The following is a 20,013-nucleotide window of genomic DNA, read 5'->3' as shown; positions in this document are numbered from 1 at the left end:
CGGACAGTTCGGTATGTGGCGCTTTGACGCACTTTTCCAGTTTTGTCTCTCGCTTGGTTATACTCGTTTCGATCCGCCTGGAGCGCTCATCAGGAGAGCTCATGCTCGCCCCCGTTCAAATGCTTTCAGCCTCGCGCCAGAACCTGTGGCGCCTGACGTTCATTCGCACCCTGGTGCTGGCTGCGCAGGCCGGTTCGGTCGGCATTGCCTGGCTGTTCAACGTGCTGCCGCTGCCCTGGCTGCCGTTGTCGATTACCTTGGGCTGTTCGGTCGCGCTCTGTGTGCTGACGGCAGTGCGTTTGCGCACTTCCTGGCCTGTCACGGAACTGGAGTACGCGCTGCAACTGGCGCTGGACCTGATCATCCACAGTGCATTGCTGTATTTCTCCGGCGGTTCGACCAACCCGTTCGTGTCTTATTATCTGGTGCCGCTGACCATCGCTGCCGTCACCTTGCCATGGCGCTATTCCCTGATCTTGTCCGGTATCGCCCTGACGCTCTATACCGCGCTGCTGTACCGGTCCTATCCGCTGGAAACCTACCCGATCTCCAGAGAGAACATGCAGATCTATGGCATGTGGCTCAGCTTTGCCCTGGCGGCGTCGGTCATTACGTTCTTTGCGGCGAAGATGGCCGAAGAACTGCGTCGTCAGGAGCAGTTGCGAGCGGTACGCCGCGAAGAGGGCCTGCGTGACGAGCAATTGCTGGCCGTTGCAACCCAGGCCGCAGGCGCAGCCCATGAGCTGGGCACGCCTCTGGCGACCATGAGCGTGTTGCTCAAGGAAATGCGCCAGGATCATAGCAATCCTGAGTTGCAGGACGATCTTTCGGTCCTGCAGGAACAGGTCAAGCAGTGCAAGCAGACGCTTCAGCAACTGGTGCGTGCCGCTGAGGCCAACCGGCGCATGGCGGTGGAATATCAGACGGTGATTCAGTGGATGGACGAGTCGCTGAACCGCTGGCACCTGATGCGTCCTGAAGTCAGTTATCGTTTTTTCCAGCTGGGCAAGGACAAGGTGCCGATGCTGGCGCCGCCGCCTGACCTGACCCAGTCGCTGCTCAACCTCTTGAACAATGCGGCCGATGCCTGTCCCGACGGGCTGGAGGTCAACCTGGATTGGGACAGCGCGGAAATCTGTATCAATATTCGTGACCACGGGCCTGGTGTGCCGCTGGCCATTGCCGAGCAGATCGGCAAGCCATTCTTTACCACCAAGGGCAAAGGTTTCGGCCTGGGCCTGTTTTTGAGCAAAGCCAGCGTTACCCGCGCCGGGGGTTCTGTAAAACTCTACCGTCATGAAGAGGGCGGCACGCTCACCGAGCTGCGCTTGCCTCGTGACACTCAAGGAGATGAAGCATGAGTGATGATGACATCCAGGTCGAAGGCGAAGAGCTTCCGCATTTGCTGCTGGTCGACGACGACGCAACCTTTACCCGGGTCATGGCGCGGGCCATGAGCCGTCGTGGTTTTCGCGTCAGCACCGCAGGTTCGGCCGAAGAAGGGCTGGTGATTGCCCAGAACGATATCCCCGAATACGCCGCGCTCGACCTGAAGATGGACGGCGACTCCGGCCTGGTGCTGCTGCCCAAGCTGCTGGAACTGGACCCTGAAATGCGCGTGGTGATCCTCACCGGTTATTCGAGCATTGCGACAGCGGTCGAGGCGATCAAGCGCGGCGCCTGCAACTACCTGTGCAAACCGGCGGATGCCGACGACGTGCTGGCGGCCCTGCTGTCCGAGCATGCGAACCTGGACACTCTGGTGCCGGAAAACCCCATGTCGGTGGATCGCCTGCAGTGGGAGCACATCCAGCGGGTACTGACCGAGCATGAAGGCAATATCTCGGCCACGGCCCGTGCGCTGGGCATGCACCGCCGCACCTTGCAGCGCAAATTGCAGAAGCGTCCTGTGCGCCGTTGATGAAGTTTTATTCATGAGGTCAGAGGGCGTTTTTGCTTCATTGTGAACGGGCATTGTTCTTCTTTCTGATAGAGAAGCCGGGCCTGAATCATGAATCGCAACCCTGAAGTCAACGACGCCCCGAGCGGTACGCTCCTCCCCAGAATCTGGAAGCTGATCACGCCTTACTGGCGTAGCGAAGACCGGCGCATGGCCTGGTTGCTGCTGGCGGCGGTGATTGCCCTGTCGCTGCTCAGTGTGGAAATTTCGGTGCAGATCAACAGCTGGTACCGGGATTTCTACAACGCTCTGGAAAAGAAAGACCTGGCGTCTTTCTCTCACCTGATTCTGTATTTTTGCGGCATCGCTGCCGTGGCGATTCTAGTGGCGGTGTATCGTCTTTACCTGACACAGATGCTCACCATTCGCTGGCGCCGCTGGCTGACCGAGCAGCATTTTGCCAAGTGGCTCAGCCACAAGAATTACTACCAGCTGGAACAGGCCGGTTACACCGATAACCCTGACCAGCGCCTGTCCGAAGATCTCGATGAGTTCACGAGCCGAACCCTGTCGCTGGGGATCGGGCTGATGAGTACCGTGGTCAGCCTGGTGTCGTTCTCGGTCATCCTGTGGGGCGTTTCCGGCAGCGTCGAAGTGATGGGTGTCACGATTCACGGCTATATGTTCTGGGCGGCGCTGGTATATGCCGTGGTCGGCAGTTGGTTGACGCACCTGATCGGGCGGCGTCTGATTGTGCTGAACAATCAGCAGGAACGCTTTGAAGCCGACATGCGTTTTGCTTTGGTGCGGGTACGGGAAAACGCCGAGAGCATTGCGCTGTGCGATGGCGAGCCTAGCGAGAAGCAGCGGCTGAGCAATCGTTTCGGCATGATCTGGAGCAACTTTCGCTCGATCATGAAGGTTCAGAAAAGCCTTACGTTCTTTACCGCAGGTTATTCACAGATTGCGCTTATTTTCCCGTTCATCGTCGCGGCGCCCCGGTATTTCGCCGGAAAGATCGAGCTGGGGGATCTGATGCAGATCAACTCGGCCTTTGGCAATGTGCAGGAAAACTTCAGCTGGTTCATCGAAGCCTATGCCTCGCTGGCTTCATGGCGCGCGACCTGTGATCGCCTGCTCAGCTTCCGCCAGGGCATGGATGACAATGAAGCGCATCGTCCGGCCATTACCCTCAGTCGCGGTAGCGAAGCTTTGCAACTGCAGGCGCTTGGGCTGGGCCTCACCGGTGGTCGCGAACTGTTGCGCGATACGAGTCTGTCTATCCAGGCGGGCGAGCGGGTCATGCTCAGTGGCCGTTCGGGAAGTGGCAAAAGCACCTTGTTGCGCGCTCTGGGCGGTTTATGGCATGAAGGGCAGGGGCACATCCGCTTGCCGGACGAGCGTTATATGTTCATGCCACAAAAGCCTTATCTGCCTATCGGTACGTTGCGCGAAGCCTTGAGTTATCCACAGGCCACGGCACAGTATTCGTCCGAGCGATTTGTCGAGGTTTTGCACACCTGCCGTCTGGAGCATCTGGTCGCGAGACTGGATGAAGAAAACCATTGGCAGCGCCTGTTATCACCCGGCGAGCAGCAGCGGGTCGCTTTTGCCAGGGCTCTGTTGTTTGCGCCCAAGTGGTTGTATCTGGACGAGGCCACGTCTGCCATGGATGAAGAAGACGAAGCGGCGCTGTATCAGGCGCTTATCGATGAGCTGCCCGACATGACGATTCTCAGCATCGGGCACCGCAGCAGTCTCAAGCATTTTCATGATCGATATCTGCGGGTGGAAGGGGAAAAACTGCTTGAACAGACGAGGCAGCAATACCTTGTCTGAATTCTGTCTGTCCCCCTTCTCAGGTTTTCAGGGTGTTATCGTATAACCGCTGAGCTATGATTGGTCTTTGTTAACAGTGCCGAGATCGATGTTGGATATGGAAAAGCAAACCGCTGCGCCTCGCGCACGCAGAAAGCACCGCAGCCTTGCGCAGGAACTGGTGACTGAGCTGTCCGAGCGAATCAGCAGCGGGCAGCTCAAGCGCGGCGATAAACTCCCTACCGAATCCGCCATCATGGAAGAGCAGGGCGTGAGTCGGACAGTGGTTCGCGAAGCCATTTCCCGCTTGCAGGCCTCCGGTCTGGTCGAGACGCGGCACGGTATCGGCACTTTCGTGCTGGATATCCCGAGCCCCAGCGGTTTCCGGATCGATCCGGCCACCATCGTCACCTTGCGTGATGTCCTGGCGGTTCTGGAGTTGCGTATCAGCCTGGAAGTCGAATCTGCGGGCCTTGCAGCGCAGCGTCGCAGTGATGAGCAACTGGCCGCCATGCGCGCCGCGCTTGATGCGCTGAACGAAAGCGCAGCCCATGCCAGCGATGCCGTGGCTTCGGACTTCCAGTTCCACCTGCAGATCGCGCTGTCCACCGGCAACCGTTACTTCACCGACATCATGACCCATCTGGGCACCAGCATCATTCCGCGCACACGCCTGAACTCGGCACGCCTGGCTCATGATGATCAGCAGCACTATATGAGCCGCCTGAGCCGCGAGCACGAAGAAATCTACGAGGCCATCGCCCGCCAGGACTCCGAGGCCGCCCGCGCCGCCATGCGCCTGCACCTCACCAACAGCCGCGAACGTCTGCGCCATGCGCATGAAGAGGCAGAGTCGCAGAGGGCCTGATCGTTATCGCTCTCTGTTCGCGAATGAATTCACTCCGCACAGCCTGTGTGGGAGCGAATTCATTCGCGAAAGCCCCAGTGGTCATATAACGCTCCACCTCCCTCCCAAAATCCCCAAGCCCCGTCTTTAAAGGCCTCAAAGCCCTTTCATCGCTTTAGTTCCGAAAAACCTGCAAATCCCTGTTGAGACATTTTATTTTCAGTTGTACGATGACTTACGACATCGGATCTGCCCCCCGGTGATCCTCTAATAATTCTGTCCCACAGGGTGTTCGAATAATGAATCCACAAGAACTGAAGTCCATCCTCTCTTCCGGTCTGCTGTCTTTCCCGGTTACCGATTTCAATGCCCAGGGCGATTTCAACCGCGCTGGCTATATCAAACGCCTTGAGTGGCTGGCTCCGTACGGCGCAAGCGCGCTGTTCGCTGCCGGTGGTACTGGCGAGTTTTTCTCCCTGGCTGCCAGCGAATACTCGGAAATCATCAAGACTGCCGTCGACACGTGCGAAACCAGCGTGCCAATCCTGGCCGGTGTCGGTGGCCCGACTCGTCAAGCCATCGAATACGCTCAAGAAGCCGAGCGTCTGGGTGCCAAAGGCCTGTTGCTGCTGCCGCACTACCTGACTGAAGCCAGCCAGGACGGCGTTGCCGCTCACGTTGAAGCGGTCTGCAAGTCGGTCAAGATCGGCGTTGTCGTCTACAACCGCAACGTTTGCCGCCTGACCGCTCCGTTGCTGGAAAAACTGGCCGAGCGCAACCCGAACCTGATCGGCTACAAGGATGGCCTGGGCGATATCGAACTGATGGTTTCGATCCGTCGTCGCCTCGGTGACCGCTTCTCGTACCTGGGTGGTCTGCCGACCGCTGAAGTCTATGCCGCCGCTTACAAGGCGCTGGGCGTGCCGGTCTATTCCTCGGCGGTATTCAACTTTGTTCCGAAGCTGGCGATGGACTTCTACCACGCTATCGCTCGTGACGATCACGAAGCGGTCGGCAAGTACATCGACGACTTCTTCCTGCCTTATCTGGACATTCGCAACCGTAAAGCCGGCTATGCCGTGAGCATCGTCAAGGCCGGCGCAAAAATCGCTGGTTACGATGCAGGTCCGGTTCGCGCACCGCTGACTGACCTGACTGGCGAAGAAGTCGAAATGCTGGCTGCGCTGATGGATAAACAAGGCAAGCAGTAACACCGCTACAGGCAAAGCCGCTGAGTGATCAGCGGTTTTGTCGTTAGACCGCAAGACCATGCAGGTAAAAGTTGTCGTCGCCGCTGACACTTTTAAGGGGCCTGCAGAGCTGGACCCAAAAAAAATGTATTACCCGCGTAAAAAAATAATGAGTGGGAGTTCAAAAACATGCAAAAGTCCAAGCCGACTCACGTCCGCTATTTGATCCTGTTGATGCTGTTCCTGGTCACCACGATCAACTATGCAGACCGAGCCACCATCGCAATTGCCGGTTCAAGCATTCAGAAAGACCTCGGCATCAGTGCCGTAACCCTTGGCTACATCTTCTCTGCATTCGGCTGGGCCTACGTGGCCGGTCAGATTCCCGGTGGCTGGCTGCTTGACCGTTTCGGGTCGAAGAAAGTCTATGCCCTGAGCATTTTCACCTGGTCCCTGTTCACCCTGCTGCAAGGCTATGTGGGTGAGTTTGGCGTCTCCACTGCAATCGTCGCGCTGTTCATGCTGCGCTTCCTGGTAGGCCTGGCCGAAGCACCGTCCTTCCCGGGTAACGCCCGCATCGTGGCTTCCTGGTTTCCGACTGCCGAACGCGGCACTGCTTCGGCGATCTTCAACTCTGCGCAATACTTCGCCACGGTACTGTTCGCTCCGCTGATGGGCTGGATCGTTTACACCTTCGGCTGGGAACATGTCTTCATCGTCATGGGCGCCGGCGGCATCGTGTTCTCGCTGCTGTGGATGAAAGTCATCTATAGCCCGCGTAACCATCCGCTGATCAACGAAGCCGAAATCGAACACATCGCCAGCAACGGCGGCATGGTCGACCTGGATACTCAGGACAAGAGCAAGGACAAGAAAGGCGGCGGCCCGCGCTGGGATTACATTCGCCAGTTGCTGACCAACCGCATGATGCTCGGGATCTACCTGAGCCAGTACTGCATCAACGGTATCACTTACTTCTTCCTGACCTGGTTCCCGGTGTATCTGGTGCAGGAACGCGGCATGACCATCCTCAAGGCAGGTTTCATTGCGTCCTTGCCGGCCATTTGCGGCTTCATCGGCGGCGTGCTTGGTGGTGTCATTTCCGACTACCTGCTGCGTAAAGGCCACTCGCTGACCTTCGCCCGCAAGGCACCGATCATCTGCGGCCTGCTGCTGTCGACCTCCATCGTCACCTGTAACTATGTCGATGTTGAATGGGTCGTCGTAGGTTTCATGGCGCTGGCGTTCTTCGGTAAAGGTGTCGGTGCGCTGGGCTGGGCTGTGATGTCCGACGTCTCGCCAAAACAGATCGCCGGTTTGAGCGGTGGCCTGTTCAACACTTTCGGTAATATTGCCTCGATCACGACTCCGATCGTGATTGGCTACATCATCAGCTCTACTGGTTCCTTCAAGTGGGCACTGGTGTTCGTCGGCGCGAACGCGCTGCTGGCGGTAATCAGCTACATCTTCATAGTGGGTGAAATCAAGCGAGTGGAATTGAAAGAGCCGCCAACCAAGGGGCCTTTGCTGGACGACCAGGCCAGCGACCTTTCACAAGCCAAATCTTGAGGTAACCGTGATGAACCTGATTCAACATGCCGACTCTCCACGGTACATCCAGCTGCATCCGCTGGATAACGTGGTGGTAGTGGTCAATGACCAGGGCGTTCCAGCCGGAACCGAGTTCGACAACGGGCTGGTGACTGTCGATAACGTACCGCAGAGCCACAAGGTCAGTACGGTGGATCTGGCTGAAGGGGAGGCCGTGATTCGTTACGGCCACACCATCGGATATGCTCTGCAGCCTATTCCACGTGGCAGTTGGGTCAGGGAAGACCTGTTGCGCATGCCTTCTGCGCCGGCGCTGGACAGCCTGCCGATGTCCGATGCGGTACCGGAAAAAGGGGAGCCACTGGAGGGTTACACCTTCGAGGGCTACCGCAACGCCGACGGTACTGTGGGCACTCGTAATATCCTGGGCATCACCACCACTGTTCAGTGCGTGACCGGTGTTCTGGATTTTGCGGTCAAGCGTATCCGTGACGAACTGTTGCCGCGCTATCCCAACGTCGATGACGTGGTGGCCCTGACCCACAGTTACGGCTGTGGCGTGGCGATCTCTGCAACTGACGCCTACATTCCGATCCGTACCGTTCGCAACCTGGCTCGCAACCCGAACCTGGGCGGCGAAGCGCTGGTCATCAGCCTGGGCTGCGAGAAATTGCAGGCCGGGCAGGTCATGCATGAAGACGACAGCTCCGTGGATCTCAGCGAGCCATGGCTGTACCGGCTTCAGGATGCCAGCCATGGCTTCAATGAAATGGTCGAACAGATCATGGAACTGGCTGAAGTGCGTCTGAAAAAGCTGGATCAGCGTCGTCGCGAAACCGTGCCGGCGTCTGAACTGATTCTGGGCATGCAGTGCGGCGGCAGTGATGCGTTTTCCGGCATCACCGCCAACCCGGCACTGGGTTACGCTTCGGACCTGCTGTTGCGTGCTGGCGCGACGGTGATGTTTTCCGAAGTGACCGAGGTGCGCGATGCCATCTACCTGCTGACTTCCCGCGCACAGGATGAAACCGTTGCGCAGGAACTGGTACGCGAGATGGACTGGTACGACCGTTACCTGGCCAAGGGCGAAGCGGATCGCAGCGCCAACACCACGCCGGGCAACAAGAAGGGCGGGTTGTCGAACATTGTCGAGAAGTCCTTGGGATCGATCGTCAAGTCCGGTAACAGCGCCATCAACGGCGTGCTTGGCCCGGGCGAGCGGTTCAAGAGTAAAGGGCTGATTTTCTGTGCGACGCCCGCCAGTGACTTCGTGTGCGGCACCTTGCAGCTCGCTGCCGGGATGAACCTGCATGTGTTCACTACCGGACGTGGTACGCCGTATGGCCTGGCCATGAGCCCGGTGGTCAAGGTTTCGACCCGTACGGAACTGGCCCAGCGCTGGCCCGACCTGATCGATATCGACGCCGGACGCATTGCAACCGGTCGCGCGAGCATCGAAGACCTGGGTTGGGAGCTGTTCCACTTCTATCTGGATGTGGCCAGCGGCAAGAAAAAGACCTGGACCGAGCATTACCGTCTGCACAACGACATCACCCTGTTCAACCCGGCTCCGATTACCTGATAGACGCTTCGCGAATGAATTCGCTCCTGCACGGGCGGATTCATTCGCGACGCCCCTCAACCCTCTACCTCACCCAGCGAATGGCGCACATACTCCGGCGTCAGGCCGTTGTACCAAAGCAGAATCGTCGATACCAGAATCGTGACCAGCACCAGCAGCCCTACCGCCCAGACCGCTGCGGCGTAGAGCGGAGCCTTGCCTTCGGGCAGGCGCATGAAAGGGGCTATGCCCACGAACAGCAGCACCGTCGAATAGATCGAAGCAAGCCCCAGCACCAGAATTGCCAGCCAGCGACTGGGATACAGGCCCGCAATACCCGCCAGGAAAAAGGGTGTCGTGGTGTAGGTGGCAAAGCCGATGCTCTGGTTGAGGGGCGGTCGGGCTTCAAAGGTTCGAGACATCCAGCGAATGAAGCCTCCCATAATCAGCGTCCCGATCAGAAAAGCCACGTACAGCAACGCACAGAGCTGCAGTGCGCTCTTGGTGCTGAGTTTCACGTTTTCACCTTCAGCCAGGCTCCAGCCGACCTGAGTGGTGCCTATATACAGGCAGACGACCGGTATCAGCGCCAGCAGTATCAAGTGGGGCAGGTAATGCCGGGGTTCCTGGTCCTCCTTGTGCCGGATGGTTCGCCAGGCGTCTCTGGGCTGGATGAAAAGTTTGACGATCAATGGCGCGTTCATGGCGAATCCCTCTCAGTGTCTGCCCGCAACTTTCCCTGCTTCCTGCGAGCCCCCATAGACTTTACTGGCTGATGCCTGAATGGTTTCGACCCATGGGACGGTCGGAGCCATGAACGCATTGAGTTTTCCTACTTCTCTGAACTTTCTGGCCTGTCGGGACCTCTTCTATTTCAAGGGCGCCTGTTCGGTGGCCTCTGTTCAAACAGGTGGGAGGTTTCAAATGCCTTGGATATCTGAAAGTGGTTTATGGCTCTTTACGGCATTGGTCGCACTCATTGTGCTGGCCGATATCTGGGCTGTCCTGCGGGTGCGTAAGAGCGATACGTCCTCCAGCAACAAATTGATGTGGTTCATCGTGATCGTTGCCGTGCCAGTGATCGGTGTGCTGTTGTGGGTACTGACCGGGCCACGGCATGTCTCCAAACCCGCGGACCCGGCTCAGGAAGCCAGCAAGTATTGATGTCGGCTTCAGGAATACTTCGCCGAATGGTGAGGGTAATTGAGCTGCCGTGCGCCGATGACCATTTCGCTGATCCAGTTCGTCAGCATGGAGCTGTAAATGCTCTGGCTGATGTCACTGCTCAGCGCATGGTCGGCGCCATCCACCAGCCGATAAGTTCGAGAATGGGCAAGCTCGAAGGCGCTGCGATAGCTCATCAGCGTGGCATGGGGCACGTAGTCGTCCTGTTCTGACTCGATCAGAAATCCTTGCAGGCAGCCAGGGCGCGATTGTCGGGGGCGCTCATGACCGCGCAGGTCGAAGGTCAGGCACACACAGCCAAGGCCTGTGATGTTCTTGGCGCGAGCCAGGTCGCGCTGTTGACTGCTACCCCAGCCGTGAACGAAGAGTATGCCGGGTATCTTCGCGCCGGGAGTCAGGATGGTTCCGGAGATGGATTGGTTTTCAACGTTTATCTCGATGCTTTCACTGCGCGCAACCTCGGCTTTGTTGGTGCTGTTCTTGACCCGCTCATAAGGCAACTCCTTTCATGAGCGTTTTTTCAGGGCCTGGATCAGCTCCTGTTTGTTCATGGCCGAGCGACCGGCAACTTCAAGCGCTCGTGCGCGCTGCATCAGATCGTTTTTGGTCTGCTCTTCCAGGGGAAGGTCGTTGCGCGGGATGCCTTTTCTGGTTTCGGCGGCACGCTTGGCCGAGTCCTGACGTGCCTCGGTCTTGGCCTCGGCGGATGTGCGGGTTCCCGAGCCTCCCTTACGCTCGCCGCCACCGGATTGTTTGTTCACCGTGGCCCATGCACGTGCTTGTGCTTCGTCTTTGGGCACGCCTTTTTGCTCGTAGCTTTCTTCGATGCTGGCGGCTTTGCGTTTCTGTTTGGCGGTGTACAGGTCTTTGTTCGAGGTAGGCATGGCATTTCTCCTCTCGTAGTGAAACAGCCTGGACAGGTTTTTTCTGGCCTCATGGGTTATGAATCGAGGTCGTCTGCAGGAGTTCCGCCGACGAGATGAGTGACCGGAGTGGATAAAACGCCGTTTTCTGCAATTCTTCTGCAATGCAGGGATGTTTATATCCTCGCCATCACGAATCCGTTATGGAGAAAACACATGTCGATAATTGCAAAGTGGGCGTTGCAGGTTGTTGCCTTGTTTCTGCTCGGCTGGATGGCGACCGTTGTGGGGCAATGGAGCAGCACGATTGTCAGCGGTTCGGGAAGTGATCGTCTGGCACAGTTGAACGAGAGCGTTTTGCTGAATGGTGGCGTGAGTGGCAAATCGGTTGCGGTTCAGGAAAACGCATTTGCCAGTCAGGGTGAATAGAGCGGTTTGCCGAAGGCGGGACTGACCGGTTTCTTACAGGCAAAAAAATGGCCCACAACACGGCGGGCCAAATGGGATTCATCAAAGGAGTGATGTGAATGTACAGAGCCAAACGTGAAGAGGATGTGAAATGAATGTTGGCAAAACGAGAACGGATTTTTAGGTAGGCGATGCACGGAAAATAGCGGGCTCGATGCAGCGAAAGCAGGCCCCCCGGAGTTTATCCGTCAAGCACCGGAGGGCTGGTGAGAGGGTGTCAGGTTGCAGCAGTGCGTTCCGGCGTTGCTCGTCTGGCAGAGCGTGGGAGGGGGTGAGGCGCATCAATGCGCGATTTCATTCGCTCGGCGAACTCCCTGGCTTCTTGCCAGCTCCGGCAGGTCACTGGGTAATCGTCCAGTTTCACTACCCAGTTTGCCCCGTGATTACCTTCTTCAATTCGGATAAGCATTGTACGCATCTCCATTTTGTAAGGTGAGCAGATGCCGAGTCACCGGCACGGAAAGTTGACGCACGAAATCCTGCGCCGAAAATGCCGATTGAGCTACAAAAAATTACATATCCCGATGAGCGTGTTTCATCTCCCTTGATCGGGATCAACTTGTTGATAACATCCAGCGGCAAGGGTGCCGGAAACGGTACTGTTCGGGACCGGGCAAACCACAAGGACAGGTCTGATAATGGCCAATGAAAGCCAGCCGCATATCCATCGCCAGACGCTCAGCATCACCCGCCAGGGCAGAGAACGTCTCAATGGCCATACCGGGCAGGTTATCTGGTTGACCGGTCTGTCGGGCTCCGGCAAATCGACCCTGGCCAATGCCCTGGAGCAGGTTCTGCATGCCGAGGGCAAACGGACTTACGTGCTCGATGGCGACAACGTTCGTCAGGGATTGAACCGGGACCTTGGGTTCAGCGACGCAGACCGGGTGGAAAACATTCGCCGGGTCGCGGAAGTGGCCCGCTTGATGATGGATGCCGGGCTCATCGTGATTACGGCGTTTATCTCGCCCTTTCACCGGGAGCGGGAAATGGCCCGGCAGGTGATTGGTGAGGACGACTTCACAGAGGTTTATGTGAGCACGCCAATCCAGGTGTGCGAAGAGCGTGACCCCAAGGGGCTGTACAAGAAGGCCCGCCGCGGGCTGATCCCGAACATGACCGGTATCGATAGCGTCTATGAAGCACCGCACAGTGCCACTGTGACGATCGATACCTCCGAGCTTGCGGTGCCAGAAGCCGTCAACCGGGTTCTGGCCTCGATCAGAACGCCAGCTTGAAGCCGATCATCCCCAGCATGATTGCCAGGAAGGGCCGCAGCAGGTCGTCGGATATGCGCCCGGCCATGTGGCTGCCCAGGTAAATGCCGGGCAATGAGCCCATTAACAGCCAGGCCAGTAACTCCCAGTTCATGTTGCCCATACTGGCATGCCCAAGGCCTGCGACCAGCGTAAGCGGCACGGCATGCGCGATTTCCGTGCCCACCAGACGCCGGGTGGCCAGCAAGGGATAAAGAATGAACAGCGCCACTGTGCCCAGTGCGCCAGCGCCAATGGACGTCAAGGCCACCATGGTGCCAAGGATCAGCCCGGTCACCACCGTCAGAACGTTCAGTTTAGAGCCGCTGAAGAACGAAACTCCGTCGCCGCGACTGTGGGCAAAGGCCAGGAGTTTTTTCTTGAACAGTACGGCCATGGCCGTCAGAAGAAGGACGATGCCAAGCGCCTGCTTGATGATTGCATTCAGGGCATCGGGTGCCGAGTCCAGAGTGCTCAGAAACCATAACGTCATCAACACCGCCGGTACGCTGCCCAGGGTCAGCCAGCCGGTGATCTTCCAGTCGATGTTGTCGTTCTTTTTGTGAACCACCACGCCACCGGCCTTGGTGATCGCGGCATAGAGCAGGTCTGTGCCCACGGCGGTCGCCGGATTGATGCCGAACCAGAGCAGAATGGGCGTCATCAATGAACCCCCACCTACGCCTGTCATCCCGACAATGAAACCGACCACCAAACCCGCTACTACAAAACCCAGACCGCCGACGTCCATATATGACCCTGTAAGACCTGTTGTCAGGTAAAAACCGGCGGGCAGCATAACGATTTATGTTCTGAGCGGTTATGAATATGTGGTCTAAGGTTATAACCGTTTTTACAGGATCCGGATTTCAGGCGGCGCGTCGACAGCGATTTGCATGACCTGGCTGGGTTGCAACCAGTTCAGCAGAGCGTCTGCTTCCATAGGTCTGGCAATCAGATAGCCTTGCCCTTCATCGCAGCCCCATTGCTTGACCAGTTTACGGGCGGCCTCTGTCTCGATACCTTCGGCCACCACGCAATAGCACAGCTTCTTGGCCAGGCCGATCAAGGCCTTGACCAGGCGCTGGTCCGCTTCTTCAACGTTGAGGTTGCGCATCAGTGACTGGTCAATCTTCACGGTTGTGGCAGGTAATTGCCGCAGGTAGTTCCAGTTGCTGTAGCCCGTGCCGAAGTCATCGATGGCGATATGCATGCCCAGTTCGCGTAAGCGTTCCAGTTGGCTGCGGACTTCTGTCGGGTTCTGCATCAACGCGCTTTCGGTGAATTCCAGCTCGAAGAGTGAAGGAGAAATGTCATGCTTTTTCAGCAGCCAGATCACCCGGTCAGTGAACACTGGCCCTGTCAGGTCGTCAGGCGTCACGTTGATTGCTACACGGATATCGAAACCTTTGCGCTGCCAGCTGGCAGCCTGTTCAACGGCCGTCTGCAACACCCACAGGCTCAGGGGACGCATGAGCGCGGTCTTTTCAGCCAGGGGAATGAACTCGGCAGGCCCGATGGGGCCCAGTGTCGGATGAACCCAGCGCAGCAGCGCCTCGACCGATGTGCATTCACCTGAGGCCAGATCAACGCGTGGCTGATAAACCAGACGCAATTGATCGTGGGCATGCACGGCACTGGTCAGTGAGCCGAGAAGCTGGAACGAGCGTTGTTGGGTCGCGTCCATGTGCGGTTCGTACAAGGCCCAGCCAACCTGACGAGCGCGGGCATCGTCGGCGGCACTGATGACCAGGCGCACCCAGTCCTGCTCCTCTGCCTGACCACCCGGCAGAGGCACAATCCCAAGGCCGACCTGCAACTGCACCGGAATGCCGTGGCATATCACGGGAGACTGAAGGTCTTCGAGAATGGCGCGGTAGATCGACTCATCCGGCATATCGCCCGGCAACTGAAAGCCGAAGCGCGTAGGGCTCACCTTATACAGCGGGCATTCTGACGGCAGCATGGCCTGCAGACGGTTTCTCATCGCCACGATCAGATCCTGAGCGAAGTTGTAGCCCAAGGCTTTGACGATATCGTTGAGGAATTCGGGAGTGATCATGTCGACGGCCACCAGGCGCATCTCTTTACCGGCTTTGAGCGTCAGAAGAATGTCTTCTTCAAGGCGCAGACGGTTGTAGAGTCCGGTGGTCTGATCGACGAAGCAACTGCGGCGCAGATCGACGATACGTTTCATCACCAGCCCGGCCAGACGCTTGAGCATCAACGCATCGCGCTCGCTCATGGCCTCGCGAGGCACCGTGTCGATGACGCAGAGCGTGCCCAGCGCAATACCGTCGTCGGTAATCAGAGGTGCGCCGGCGTAGTAACGAATGCCCGGTTCCCCGGTCACGAGGCCGTTGTCCTTGAAGCGCTCATCAAGGGTGGCGTCGACCACTTCCAGCGAGGCGTCCGTGAGAATCGCATAGGCGCAGAACGAGACATCACGCGGCGTTTCCTGAGCCTGCAGACCAACCCGTGCGCGGAACCACTGTCGATGTTCGTCGACGATGGAAATCAGCACGATGGGAGCCTGGAAGAACTCGGCGGTCATCGCCACGATCTCCTCGAAGACATCATCCACCGTGTTTTCAAGCACGCACAGTTCGGTAATACGCAACAAACGTTGCGTTTCGTTCAGCGGAAGAGGGGCGCCGGTGCTCATAGAACTCTCGAATCAACGGGGTGGTGACTAATTGCCACTACGCAGTGGTCACTCTATCAGACACTGGTGCCACTGTTTTGATCACCGAGTAACAAGGTTTTCCGAAGAAAAATATTTCCACCTCCGGTAAACCTACACGCCTTGATAGCCTTGGCCTGTAGCTATGGAGTTCAGTGCTGACCACTCGTCGAAGAGAAGCGGCTTTCATGGATCGACAGATTTTCCCTTTCCTCTCAATAAATACGACACGCACTAAAGCGGTCGATGAAGCCTGGAGGATAGGGAGATGGCTAGCACTGGAGACAACAATCCCGGCCATTTCGCCAGGGATTCTGAAAAGGCTTCTGAAGCGGGCAAGAAGGGTGGGCAGAGCAGTAATAAAGGCAGTGATGAGTAAATGTGAAGGACCGGGCAGGAAACGTGATTGTTTCTCTTGCTCGCTGTAGGCGGCTATGGACTCGTCGTCCGCCTGAATGCCCGTATCGCAGAAGCGGTGCGGGCGTTGGTCTTTATCTTTACGCGACAGGGACCTCTTCCAGTACCAGCACCACGCCAGGGAAGTGATTGATGTCATTACTCCATGATTCCGTGCCTGTTCCTGGAAAGGTGTAGGCATAGGCAATGTTTCGTTGTGTGTCGCCGATAAACGTATTCTGACTGTCCAGCCACTCCTTGAGTCGCCCTCGCAAGTCTTCCTCCGTCATGCCTTGAACCTCTGCTTTCGGCAGGAACGGCACGATAAAGGTCGCGGCGAAATGACGGCCAGCCTCTCCTTTCTTGAGTGCCAGCGCATCTTTTCTTGCTGCATCCATTGCGACTTTCACGACATCCGGCCCGTCGAGTCTTTGCCAGGCATGCTTGGCCTCGAAAGCGAAATCCTCGTGGTGATTGCTGATGTAAAGGTCGCAGCGTCCACGCCCACCTGTTTCGGGCTGATCTATATGTGAGGTCGTGGGGCGATGTTTGCGTGTGGGATATTCCTCGAGCGCCACCCAGCCAATTGACCATGCCGCGCCGGCCAGTGTGCTGATATTGGCGCGTTCGTTATGCCACCAGCAGTTATCGTTAGTCAGCATGTCGATATAGCGCTGGACCGAGCCCAGCCATGCGCTTAGTAATTGCCTGATAGCGGCATCGCCATTCTCCGGGAGAACGGCTTTGGACCACATATCAGATGCCCGGGCAGGAGCTAATTGGGCAGCGCTCCGTTCATTCGCGAACACCTTAACAGCTCATCTCCACCTGACCTTCCAGCAACTGCTCATGGGCATACAGCGTGCTGCCCAGCAATGTGCAGAAGACCTTCAAGGTATCGACGGTCTCCGGATTGCCAAGCTTGGCCGGCAACGGATCGAGCCCGCACAAGGTGCCGAAGAACACGCCATTGGGAAAAATGATCGGCATGGAAAAGTAGCTCTGGAACCCGTAGAGCTTCGGCACCGGATGGTTGGCATAGACGGGGTCCGTCGCCACTTCGTCGATCATTACGATATGGCGACTGGCGCGGATCTCGTTGCAGATGGTGGTTTCAATCTCAAGCTCGTGACCAGGCTCGACACCAAACTGGATTTCGTCGCAGACCGCACAGGCGGTCCAGTTGGTTTCGGTCACCTTGGCGATGGCAGCAAATCTCAAACCGGTCAGCCGCGTCACCAGCTTCAAGAGGCTGGATGTCGCTTCTATTTCACTGATTACGGCCAGTTCTGCTGCCGTCAATGTGCTGTTCAAAATGCTGTACTCCAAGGCGTAGCGGTATATCGAGCCTGTTGATTTTCAGTGTGCCATTGCGGCTGGGCTGATCGTGACATATTTGCTCAAAGGCTTCATGGCTTATTAACACCAGACGACAAGCTGCCACGTCAAAACAGCAAAAGCCGGCGCGTCAGGAAGACGTGCCGGCCTTGTTGCGATCGGTTATCAGGAAACGGTCCGCTGCGGTGCTTTGTGCACCATGGTGTAGGCGTAGTCGACGCCCATGCCGTAAGCACCACTGTGCTCCAGAACCAGCGCCATGACGGCGTCGTAGGTTTCTTTGTGCGCCCAGTCACGCTGGTACTCGAGCAGCACTTGTTGCCAGGTTACAGGAATCGCGCCGGCCTGCACCATGCGCTGTACCGACATGTCGTGAGCTTCCTTGGTCGTACCGCCCGAGGCGTCGGTGACGATGTAGACATCGTAGCCTTCGGCCATGGCTTCCAGCGCCGGGAACGTCAGGCAGACCTCGGTCCACAGTGCGGCAATGATCAGCTTCTTGCGGCCAGTGGCCTTGACCGCTTCAACCAGTTTCTTGTCTTCCCAGGAGTTCATCGAAGTGCGCTCGATGGGCTGTTGATCGGGGAACACACCCAGCAGCTCTGGCCAGATGTAACCGCTGAAGCTTTCGGTTTCCACCGACGTCAGGATGGTCGGCACGTTGAACAGCCTGGCGGCCTTGGCCAGGCCCACGGTGTTGTTCTTCAGTGTCTGGCGGTCGATCGATTGCACGCCGAAAGCCATTTGTGGCTGATGGTCGATCAGGATCAGTGCAGAGTTGGTCGGGTTCAGCAGTTCGAGTTTGGACATGATGATTTCCTTTCAAGTTGAGTCAGTACGAATCGTTAAAGGGTTAGCCGCTTTGCCTGTCTTGGCGTTTGCTTGCTGGCTTGGGAGTAAATTTACGGGCTGGCAGTTGTTGAGACAATTCCCTAAAATTGAGACTCATTGTTTCCAGAAAAGGGACATTCATGGATCGCATCGACTGCATGCGTACATTCGTTGCCACAGTGAACGCCAATGGCTTCGCTGCGGCGGCTCGGGTGCTGGATGTACCGCGCTCGAAAGTCAGCAAGCAGATCCAGGCCCTGGAAGAAAACCTGGGCGTGCAACTGCTGTTGCGGACGACGCGCAGCCTGCATCTGACTGAAGCGGGGGCCGAGTACTACGATGCCTGTCGTGAAGTACTGGCGTCGCTGGATGAAGCCGAGCAGCGGGCGCGCAGTGGGCTGGGGGAGGTGCAGGGTGTGTTGCGGGTCAACGCGCCCATGTCATTCGGGCTGTGCCGGTTGGGGCCATTGATTCCCAAATTCCATGAGCAACACCCCAAGGTGGAGTTGCAACTGGTGTTCAGCGACCAGCAGGTTGATCCGGTCAAGGGCGGCTTCGATGTGACCATCCGTATCGCCAGCCTGGCGGATTCCTCCATGGTTGCCCGCCATCTCGCCCCGGCACCTCGCATGTTGGTGGCGTCACCCGCTTATCTGGCTCGCGCAGGAACTCCGCAAGTTCCCCGCGACCTGGCGGCGCATCAGTGCCTGAACTACGGCTACCTGCAAAGCGGCGTCAGCCTGCAACTGAGCAACGGCAAGGAAACCCAGAAAGTCCATGTCACCGGCCCGCTGCACGCCAACAACGGCGACCTGTTGGCGCAAGCGGCAGAGGCGGGTATGGGCATCGCTTTGCTGCCGACCTTCATCGTCGAAAAGGCTGTGGAGCAAGGACGACTGATCCCGGTGATGTGCGACTGGCAGGCTCCGCCGATTTCCATCAATGCGGTGTATCCGTCCGCCCGGCGTGTGCCTTTGAAGACCCGAGCGTTTCTGGATTTTCTGGTGCATGAGTTGAGTGATTGAGTCGTTGGAGCGTCATGCATGGCTGCCCGAGAGTGAGGCTCGCGCAGCCATACTCGATCAGGCGCAGGGGTGGGCCACCAACAGGCTGACACTGCTCATGCGAGAGACGTCGTCTATGGCCGTATCCGCAGGCAGCGTCCGCCAGTCGACGGTCAGGCAGATTGCATTCACTGGCTGATTTCTTTCGACGCCTACCGGCCTGCCGAAGTCAAAGCGATACATGGCTTGTGTAGTGTTCATCGGTTTGACGCTTTGGGACCCACTCAGAGTCCTCCTGACCATATCGGGTATCAGATTGTTCGGTATCGTGAAATGCGTCGGGCTTTGATAACTGAACATGCCCTGGTCTCGAGTGCGCTTCCAGAGTTGCTGCCATTGAGAGCTTCCTGCCGAAGCATCGAGTGTTGCTCCATAGGCCTGCAATGTCTGCTGCGAGACTTCCTCAGTGCCCAATGCATGGGCAGTGCTGCTGAGCAGTCCGAACAAGACAAAAGATACTGCAACCGCGGGATACTGCATGGCTGACTCCTTGTTGGTCGTGGCCCTGTTGACGGGCAGGAGAGAGGCTAGCAGGCGGGTAGAGGGTTTTCATGCACAGGCCCAAGCGGTCGAAATTTTCTCGGAAATTCCATTCAAGGGAAAGACAGGCCTCTTGCTATTGGGGCTATGCAGCGCGGGTTTGTGACGAACTGATTGTGGGATGCGATGTCTCACAGCCACTTCGGAGTTTCTTTTTATGGAAAAAATCAATCCTTTACCTCGCATGCGTGCATTCGCCGCGACAGTATTCTGCCTGCTTTTTGTCCTGCCCGCTGAGCGCTCTTTCGCCAGTGAGCAGCCGGTCGAGCCTGACCCCGCACCTGCCAAATCCATTCACGGCAAGATAACCGTATACGGTTGCTACGCCGCCCGAGCCTCTGCGCTGCTTGGCGAAGAATTCACTCCGGAAAACAGAAGAGAGATCGAGCGACTCGCCCGTGCGCCCAGCTCGCGCATCACCTCAAGCGGTGGCCCCAGAGACCTGAGCTACAGCCCGTTGCGGCTGAACATCGAGGTCAACGGGCAGAACCGCATCGAGGACATTTACTGCCAGTAACACGC

At 57.5% G+C, this 20,013-nt stretch carries 23 protein-coding genes; 13 read left to right on the top strand and 10 right to left on the bottom strand.

All coding sequences use genetic code 11. The features are described from left to right. Positions 1-101: 101 nt before the first annotated feature. The 7 genes from CKW23_RS19180 (at position 102) to garD (ending at position 8,888) form a co-directional block, all read left to right on the top strand. Positions 102-1,361 carry an ATP-binding protein gene (locus CKW23_RS19180; protein WP_025258430.1) on the top strand — a complete coding sequence of 420 codons (1,260 nt, stop codon included), beginning with the start codon at positions 102-104 and terminating at the stop codon, positions 1,359-1,361. Continuing rightward, positions 1,358-1,921 carry a response regulator transcription factor gene (locus CKW23_RS19175; protein ID WP_025258431.1) on the top strand — a complete coding sequence of 188 codons (564 nt, stop codon included), beginning with the start codon at positions 1,358-1,360 and terminating at the stop codon, positions 1,919-1,921. The genes CKW23_RS19180 and CKW23_RS19175 overlap by 4 nt, the downstream gene beginning before the upstream one ends. Positions 1,922-2,011: 90 nt before the next feature. Next, positions 2,012-3,739, top strand: coding sequence for an ABC transporter ATP-binding protein/permease (locus tag CKW23_RS19170; RefSeq protein WP_025258432.1), 1,728 nt, complete (start codon positions 2,012-2,014; stop codon positions 3,737-3,739). A gap of 97 nt (positions 3,740-3,836) precedes the next feature. Continuing rightward, the gene (locus CKW23_RS19165) at positions 3,837-4,586 is read left to right on the top strand and encodes a FadR/GntR family transcriptional regulator (RefSeq protein WP_025258433.1); all 750 of its coding nucleotides are present in this window, start codon (positions 3,837-3,839) and stop codon (positions 4,584-4,586) included. Positions 4,587-4,864: 278 nt separating this feature from the next. Beyond that, positions 4,865-5,776, top strand: a complete 912-nt coding sequence (gene kdgD / locus CKW23_RS19160) for a 5-dehydro-4-deoxyglucarate dehydratase (protein ID WP_025258434.1) — start codon at positions 4,865-4,867, stop codon at positions 5,774-5,776. 168 nt (positions 5,777-5,944) lie between these two features. Continuing rightward, positions 5,945-7,324 (top strand): MFS transporter, encoded by a 1,380-nt coding sequence (locus CKW23_RS19155; RefSeq protein ID WP_025258435.1) that lies wholly within the window; start codon positions 5,945-5,947, stop codon positions 7,322-7,324. Positions 7,325-7,334: 10 nt separating this feature from the next. Beyond that, entirely contained in the window at positions 7,335-8,888 is a 1,554-nt protein-coding gene (gene garD, locus CKW23_RS19150) for a galactarate dehydratase (RefSeq protein ID WP_025258436.1), read from the top strand. A 56-nt stretch (positions 8,889-8,944) separates the two neighbouring features. On the opposite strand, the gene CKW23_RS19145 is transcribed toward garD, so the two are convergent. Then, the gene (locus CKW23_RS19145; protein ID WP_095068134.1) at positions 8,945-9,571 is read right to left on the bottom strand and encodes a Yip1 family protein; all 627 of its coding nucleotides are present in this window, start codon (positions 9,569-9,571) and stop codon (positions 8,945-8,947) included. A gap of 220 nt (positions 9,572-9,791) precedes the next feature. On the opposite strand from CKW23_RS19145, the gene CKW23_RS19140 reads away from it, so the two are divergent. Then, positions 9,792-10,031, top strand: coding sequence for a PLD nuclease N-terminal domain-containing protein (locus CKW23_RS19140; RefSeq protein ID WP_025258438.1), 240 nt, complete (start codon positions 9,792-9,794; stop codon positions 10,029-10,031). An 8-nt stretch (positions 10,032-10,039) separates the two neighbouring features. On the opposite strand, the gene CKW23_RS19135 is transcribed toward CKW23_RS19140, so the two are convergent. Together CKW23_RS19135 and CKW23_RS19130 are read right to left on the bottom strand one after the other, a co-directional pair. Continuing rightward, positions 10,040-10,552 (bottom strand): alpha/beta hydrolase, encoded by a 513-nt coding sequence (locus CKW23_RS19135; RefSeq protein ID WP_095068133.1) that lies wholly within the window; start codon positions 10,550-10,552, stop codon positions 10,040-10,042. Positions 10,553-10,558: 6 nt separating this feature from the next. Further along, positions 10,559-10,936: a Rho termination factor N-terminal domain-containing protein gene (locus tag CKW23_RS19130; protein ID WP_025258441.1), complete on the bottom strand. Its 378-nt coding sequence runs from the start codon at positions 10,934-10,936 to the stop codon at positions 10,559-10,561. A 195-nt stretch (positions 10,937-11,131) separates the two neighbouring features. Here CKW23_RS19130 and CKW23_RS19125 point away from each other — a divergent pair, with 195 nt between their 5' ends. Beyond that, positions 11,132-11,344 carry a hypothetical protein gene (locus CKW23_RS19125; RefSeq protein ID WP_025258442.1) on the top strand — a complete coding sequence of 71 codons (213 nt, stop codon included), beginning with the start codon at positions 11,132-11,134 and terminating at the stop codon, positions 11,342-11,344. 256 nt (positions 11,345-11,600) lie between these two features. Here the strand turns inward: CKW23_RS19125 and CKW23_RS27020 are convergent, their stop codons facing one another. Beyond that, positions 11,601-11,792 carry a hypothetical protein gene (locus CKW23_RS27020; protein WP_074569191.1) on the bottom strand — a complete coding sequence of 64 codons (192 nt, stop codon included), beginning with the start codon at positions 11,790-11,792 and terminating at the stop codon, positions 11,601-11,603. 229 nt (positions 11,793-12,021) lie between these two features. Here CKW23_RS27020 and cysC point away from each other — a divergent pair, with 229 nt between their 5' ends. After that, a complete protein-coding gene (gene cysC, locus CKW23_RS19115; protein ID WP_025258443.1) occupies positions 12,022-12,621 on the top strand; it encodes an adenylyl-sulfate kinase in 600 nt (199 codons plus the stop codon). Here the strand turns inward: cysC and CKW23_RS19110 are convergent. Together CKW23_RS19110 and CKW23_RS19105 are read right to left on the bottom strand one after the other, a co-directional pair. Next, entirely contained in the window at positions 12,605-13,390 is a 786-nt protein-coding gene (locus CKW23_RS19110; protein WP_025258444.1) for a sulfite exporter TauE/SafE family protein, read from the bottom strand. The genes cysC and CKW23_RS19110 overlap by 17 nt on opposite strands. Before the next feature lie 102 nt (positions 13,391-13,492). Continuing rightward, positions 13,493-15,304, bottom strand: a complete 1,812-nt coding sequence (locus CKW23_RS19105; protein WP_095068132.1) for a bifunctional diguanylate cyclase/phosphodiesterase — start codon at positions 15,302-15,304, stop codon at positions 13,493-13,495. A gap of 286 nt (positions 15,305-15,590) precedes the next feature. Here CKW23_RS19105 and CKW23_RS19100 point away from each other — a divergent pair, with 286 nt between their 5' ends. Continuing rightward, positions 15,591-15,701 (top strand): KGG domain-containing protein, encoded by a 111-nt coding sequence (locus tag CKW23_RS19100; RefSeq protein ID WP_117148227.1) that lies wholly within the window; start codon positions 15,591-15,593, stop codon positions 15,699-15,701. A gap of 118 nt (positions 15,702-15,819) precedes the next feature. On the opposite strand, the gene CKW23_RS19095 is transcribed toward CKW23_RS19100, so the two are convergent. The 3 genes from CKW23_RS19095 to CKW23_RS19085 all read right to left on the bottom strand — a co-directional run bounded on the left by CKW23_RS19095 (position 15,820) and on the right by CKW23_RS19085 (position 17,866). Further along, on the bottom strand, positions 15,820-16,473 hold the full coding sequence (locus tag CKW23_RS19095; RefSeq protein WP_025258446.1) for a hypothetical protein: 654 nt from the start codon (positions 16,471-16,473) through the stop codon (positions 15,820-15,822). A 55-nt stretch (positions 16,474-16,528) separates the two neighbouring features. After that, positions 16,529-17,032, bottom strand: coding sequence for a GAF domain-containing protein (locus CKW23_RS19090; protein ID WP_025258447.1), 504 nt, complete (start codon positions 17,030-17,032; stop codon positions 16,529-16,531). A gap of 189 nt (positions 17,033-17,221) precedes the next feature. Continuing rightward, positions 17,222-17,866, bottom strand: a complete 645-nt coding sequence (locus CKW23_RS19085) for a hydrolase (protein WP_025258448.1) — start codon at positions 17,864-17,866, stop codon at positions 17,222-17,224. A 161-nt stretch (positions 17,867-18,027) separates the two neighbouring features. On the opposite strand from CKW23_RS19085, the gene CKW23_RS19080 reads away from it, so the two are divergent. Further along, entirely contained in the window at positions 18,028-18,912 is an 885-nt protein-coding gene (locus CKW23_RS19080; protein WP_025258449.1) for a LysR family transcriptional regulator, read from the top strand. 57 nt (positions 18,913-18,969) lie between these two features. On the opposite strand, the gene CKW23_RS19075 is transcribed toward CKW23_RS19080, so the two are convergent. Beyond that, positions 18,970-19,431, bottom strand: a complete 462-nt coding sequence (locus CKW23_RS19075) for a hypothetical protein (protein ID WP_025258450.1) — start codon at positions 19,429-19,431, stop codon at positions 18,970-18,972. A gap of 217 nt (positions 19,432-19,648) precedes the next feature. Between CKW23_RS19075 and CKW23_RS19070 the strand changes: the two genes are divergently transcribed. Then, positions 19,649-20,008 (top strand): I78 family peptidase inhibitor, encoded by a 360-nt coding sequence (locus CKW23_RS19070; RefSeq protein WP_074569189.1) that lies wholly within the window; start codon positions 19,649-19,651, stop codon positions 20,006-20,008. Positions 20,009-20,013: the final 5 nt, after the last annotated feature.

It is taken from the genome of Pseudomonas sp. Irchel 3A18 (genome assembly GCF_900187465.1).
In the GTDB taxonomy this organism is placed as follows: Bacteria; Pseudomonadota; Gammaproteobacteria; order Pseudomonadales; family Pseudomonadaceae; genus Aquipseudomonas; species Aquipseudomonas cichorii.
Note: the sequence above shows the minus strand (reverse complement) of the source record. Positions and strands in the feature narration are given on the sequence as shown.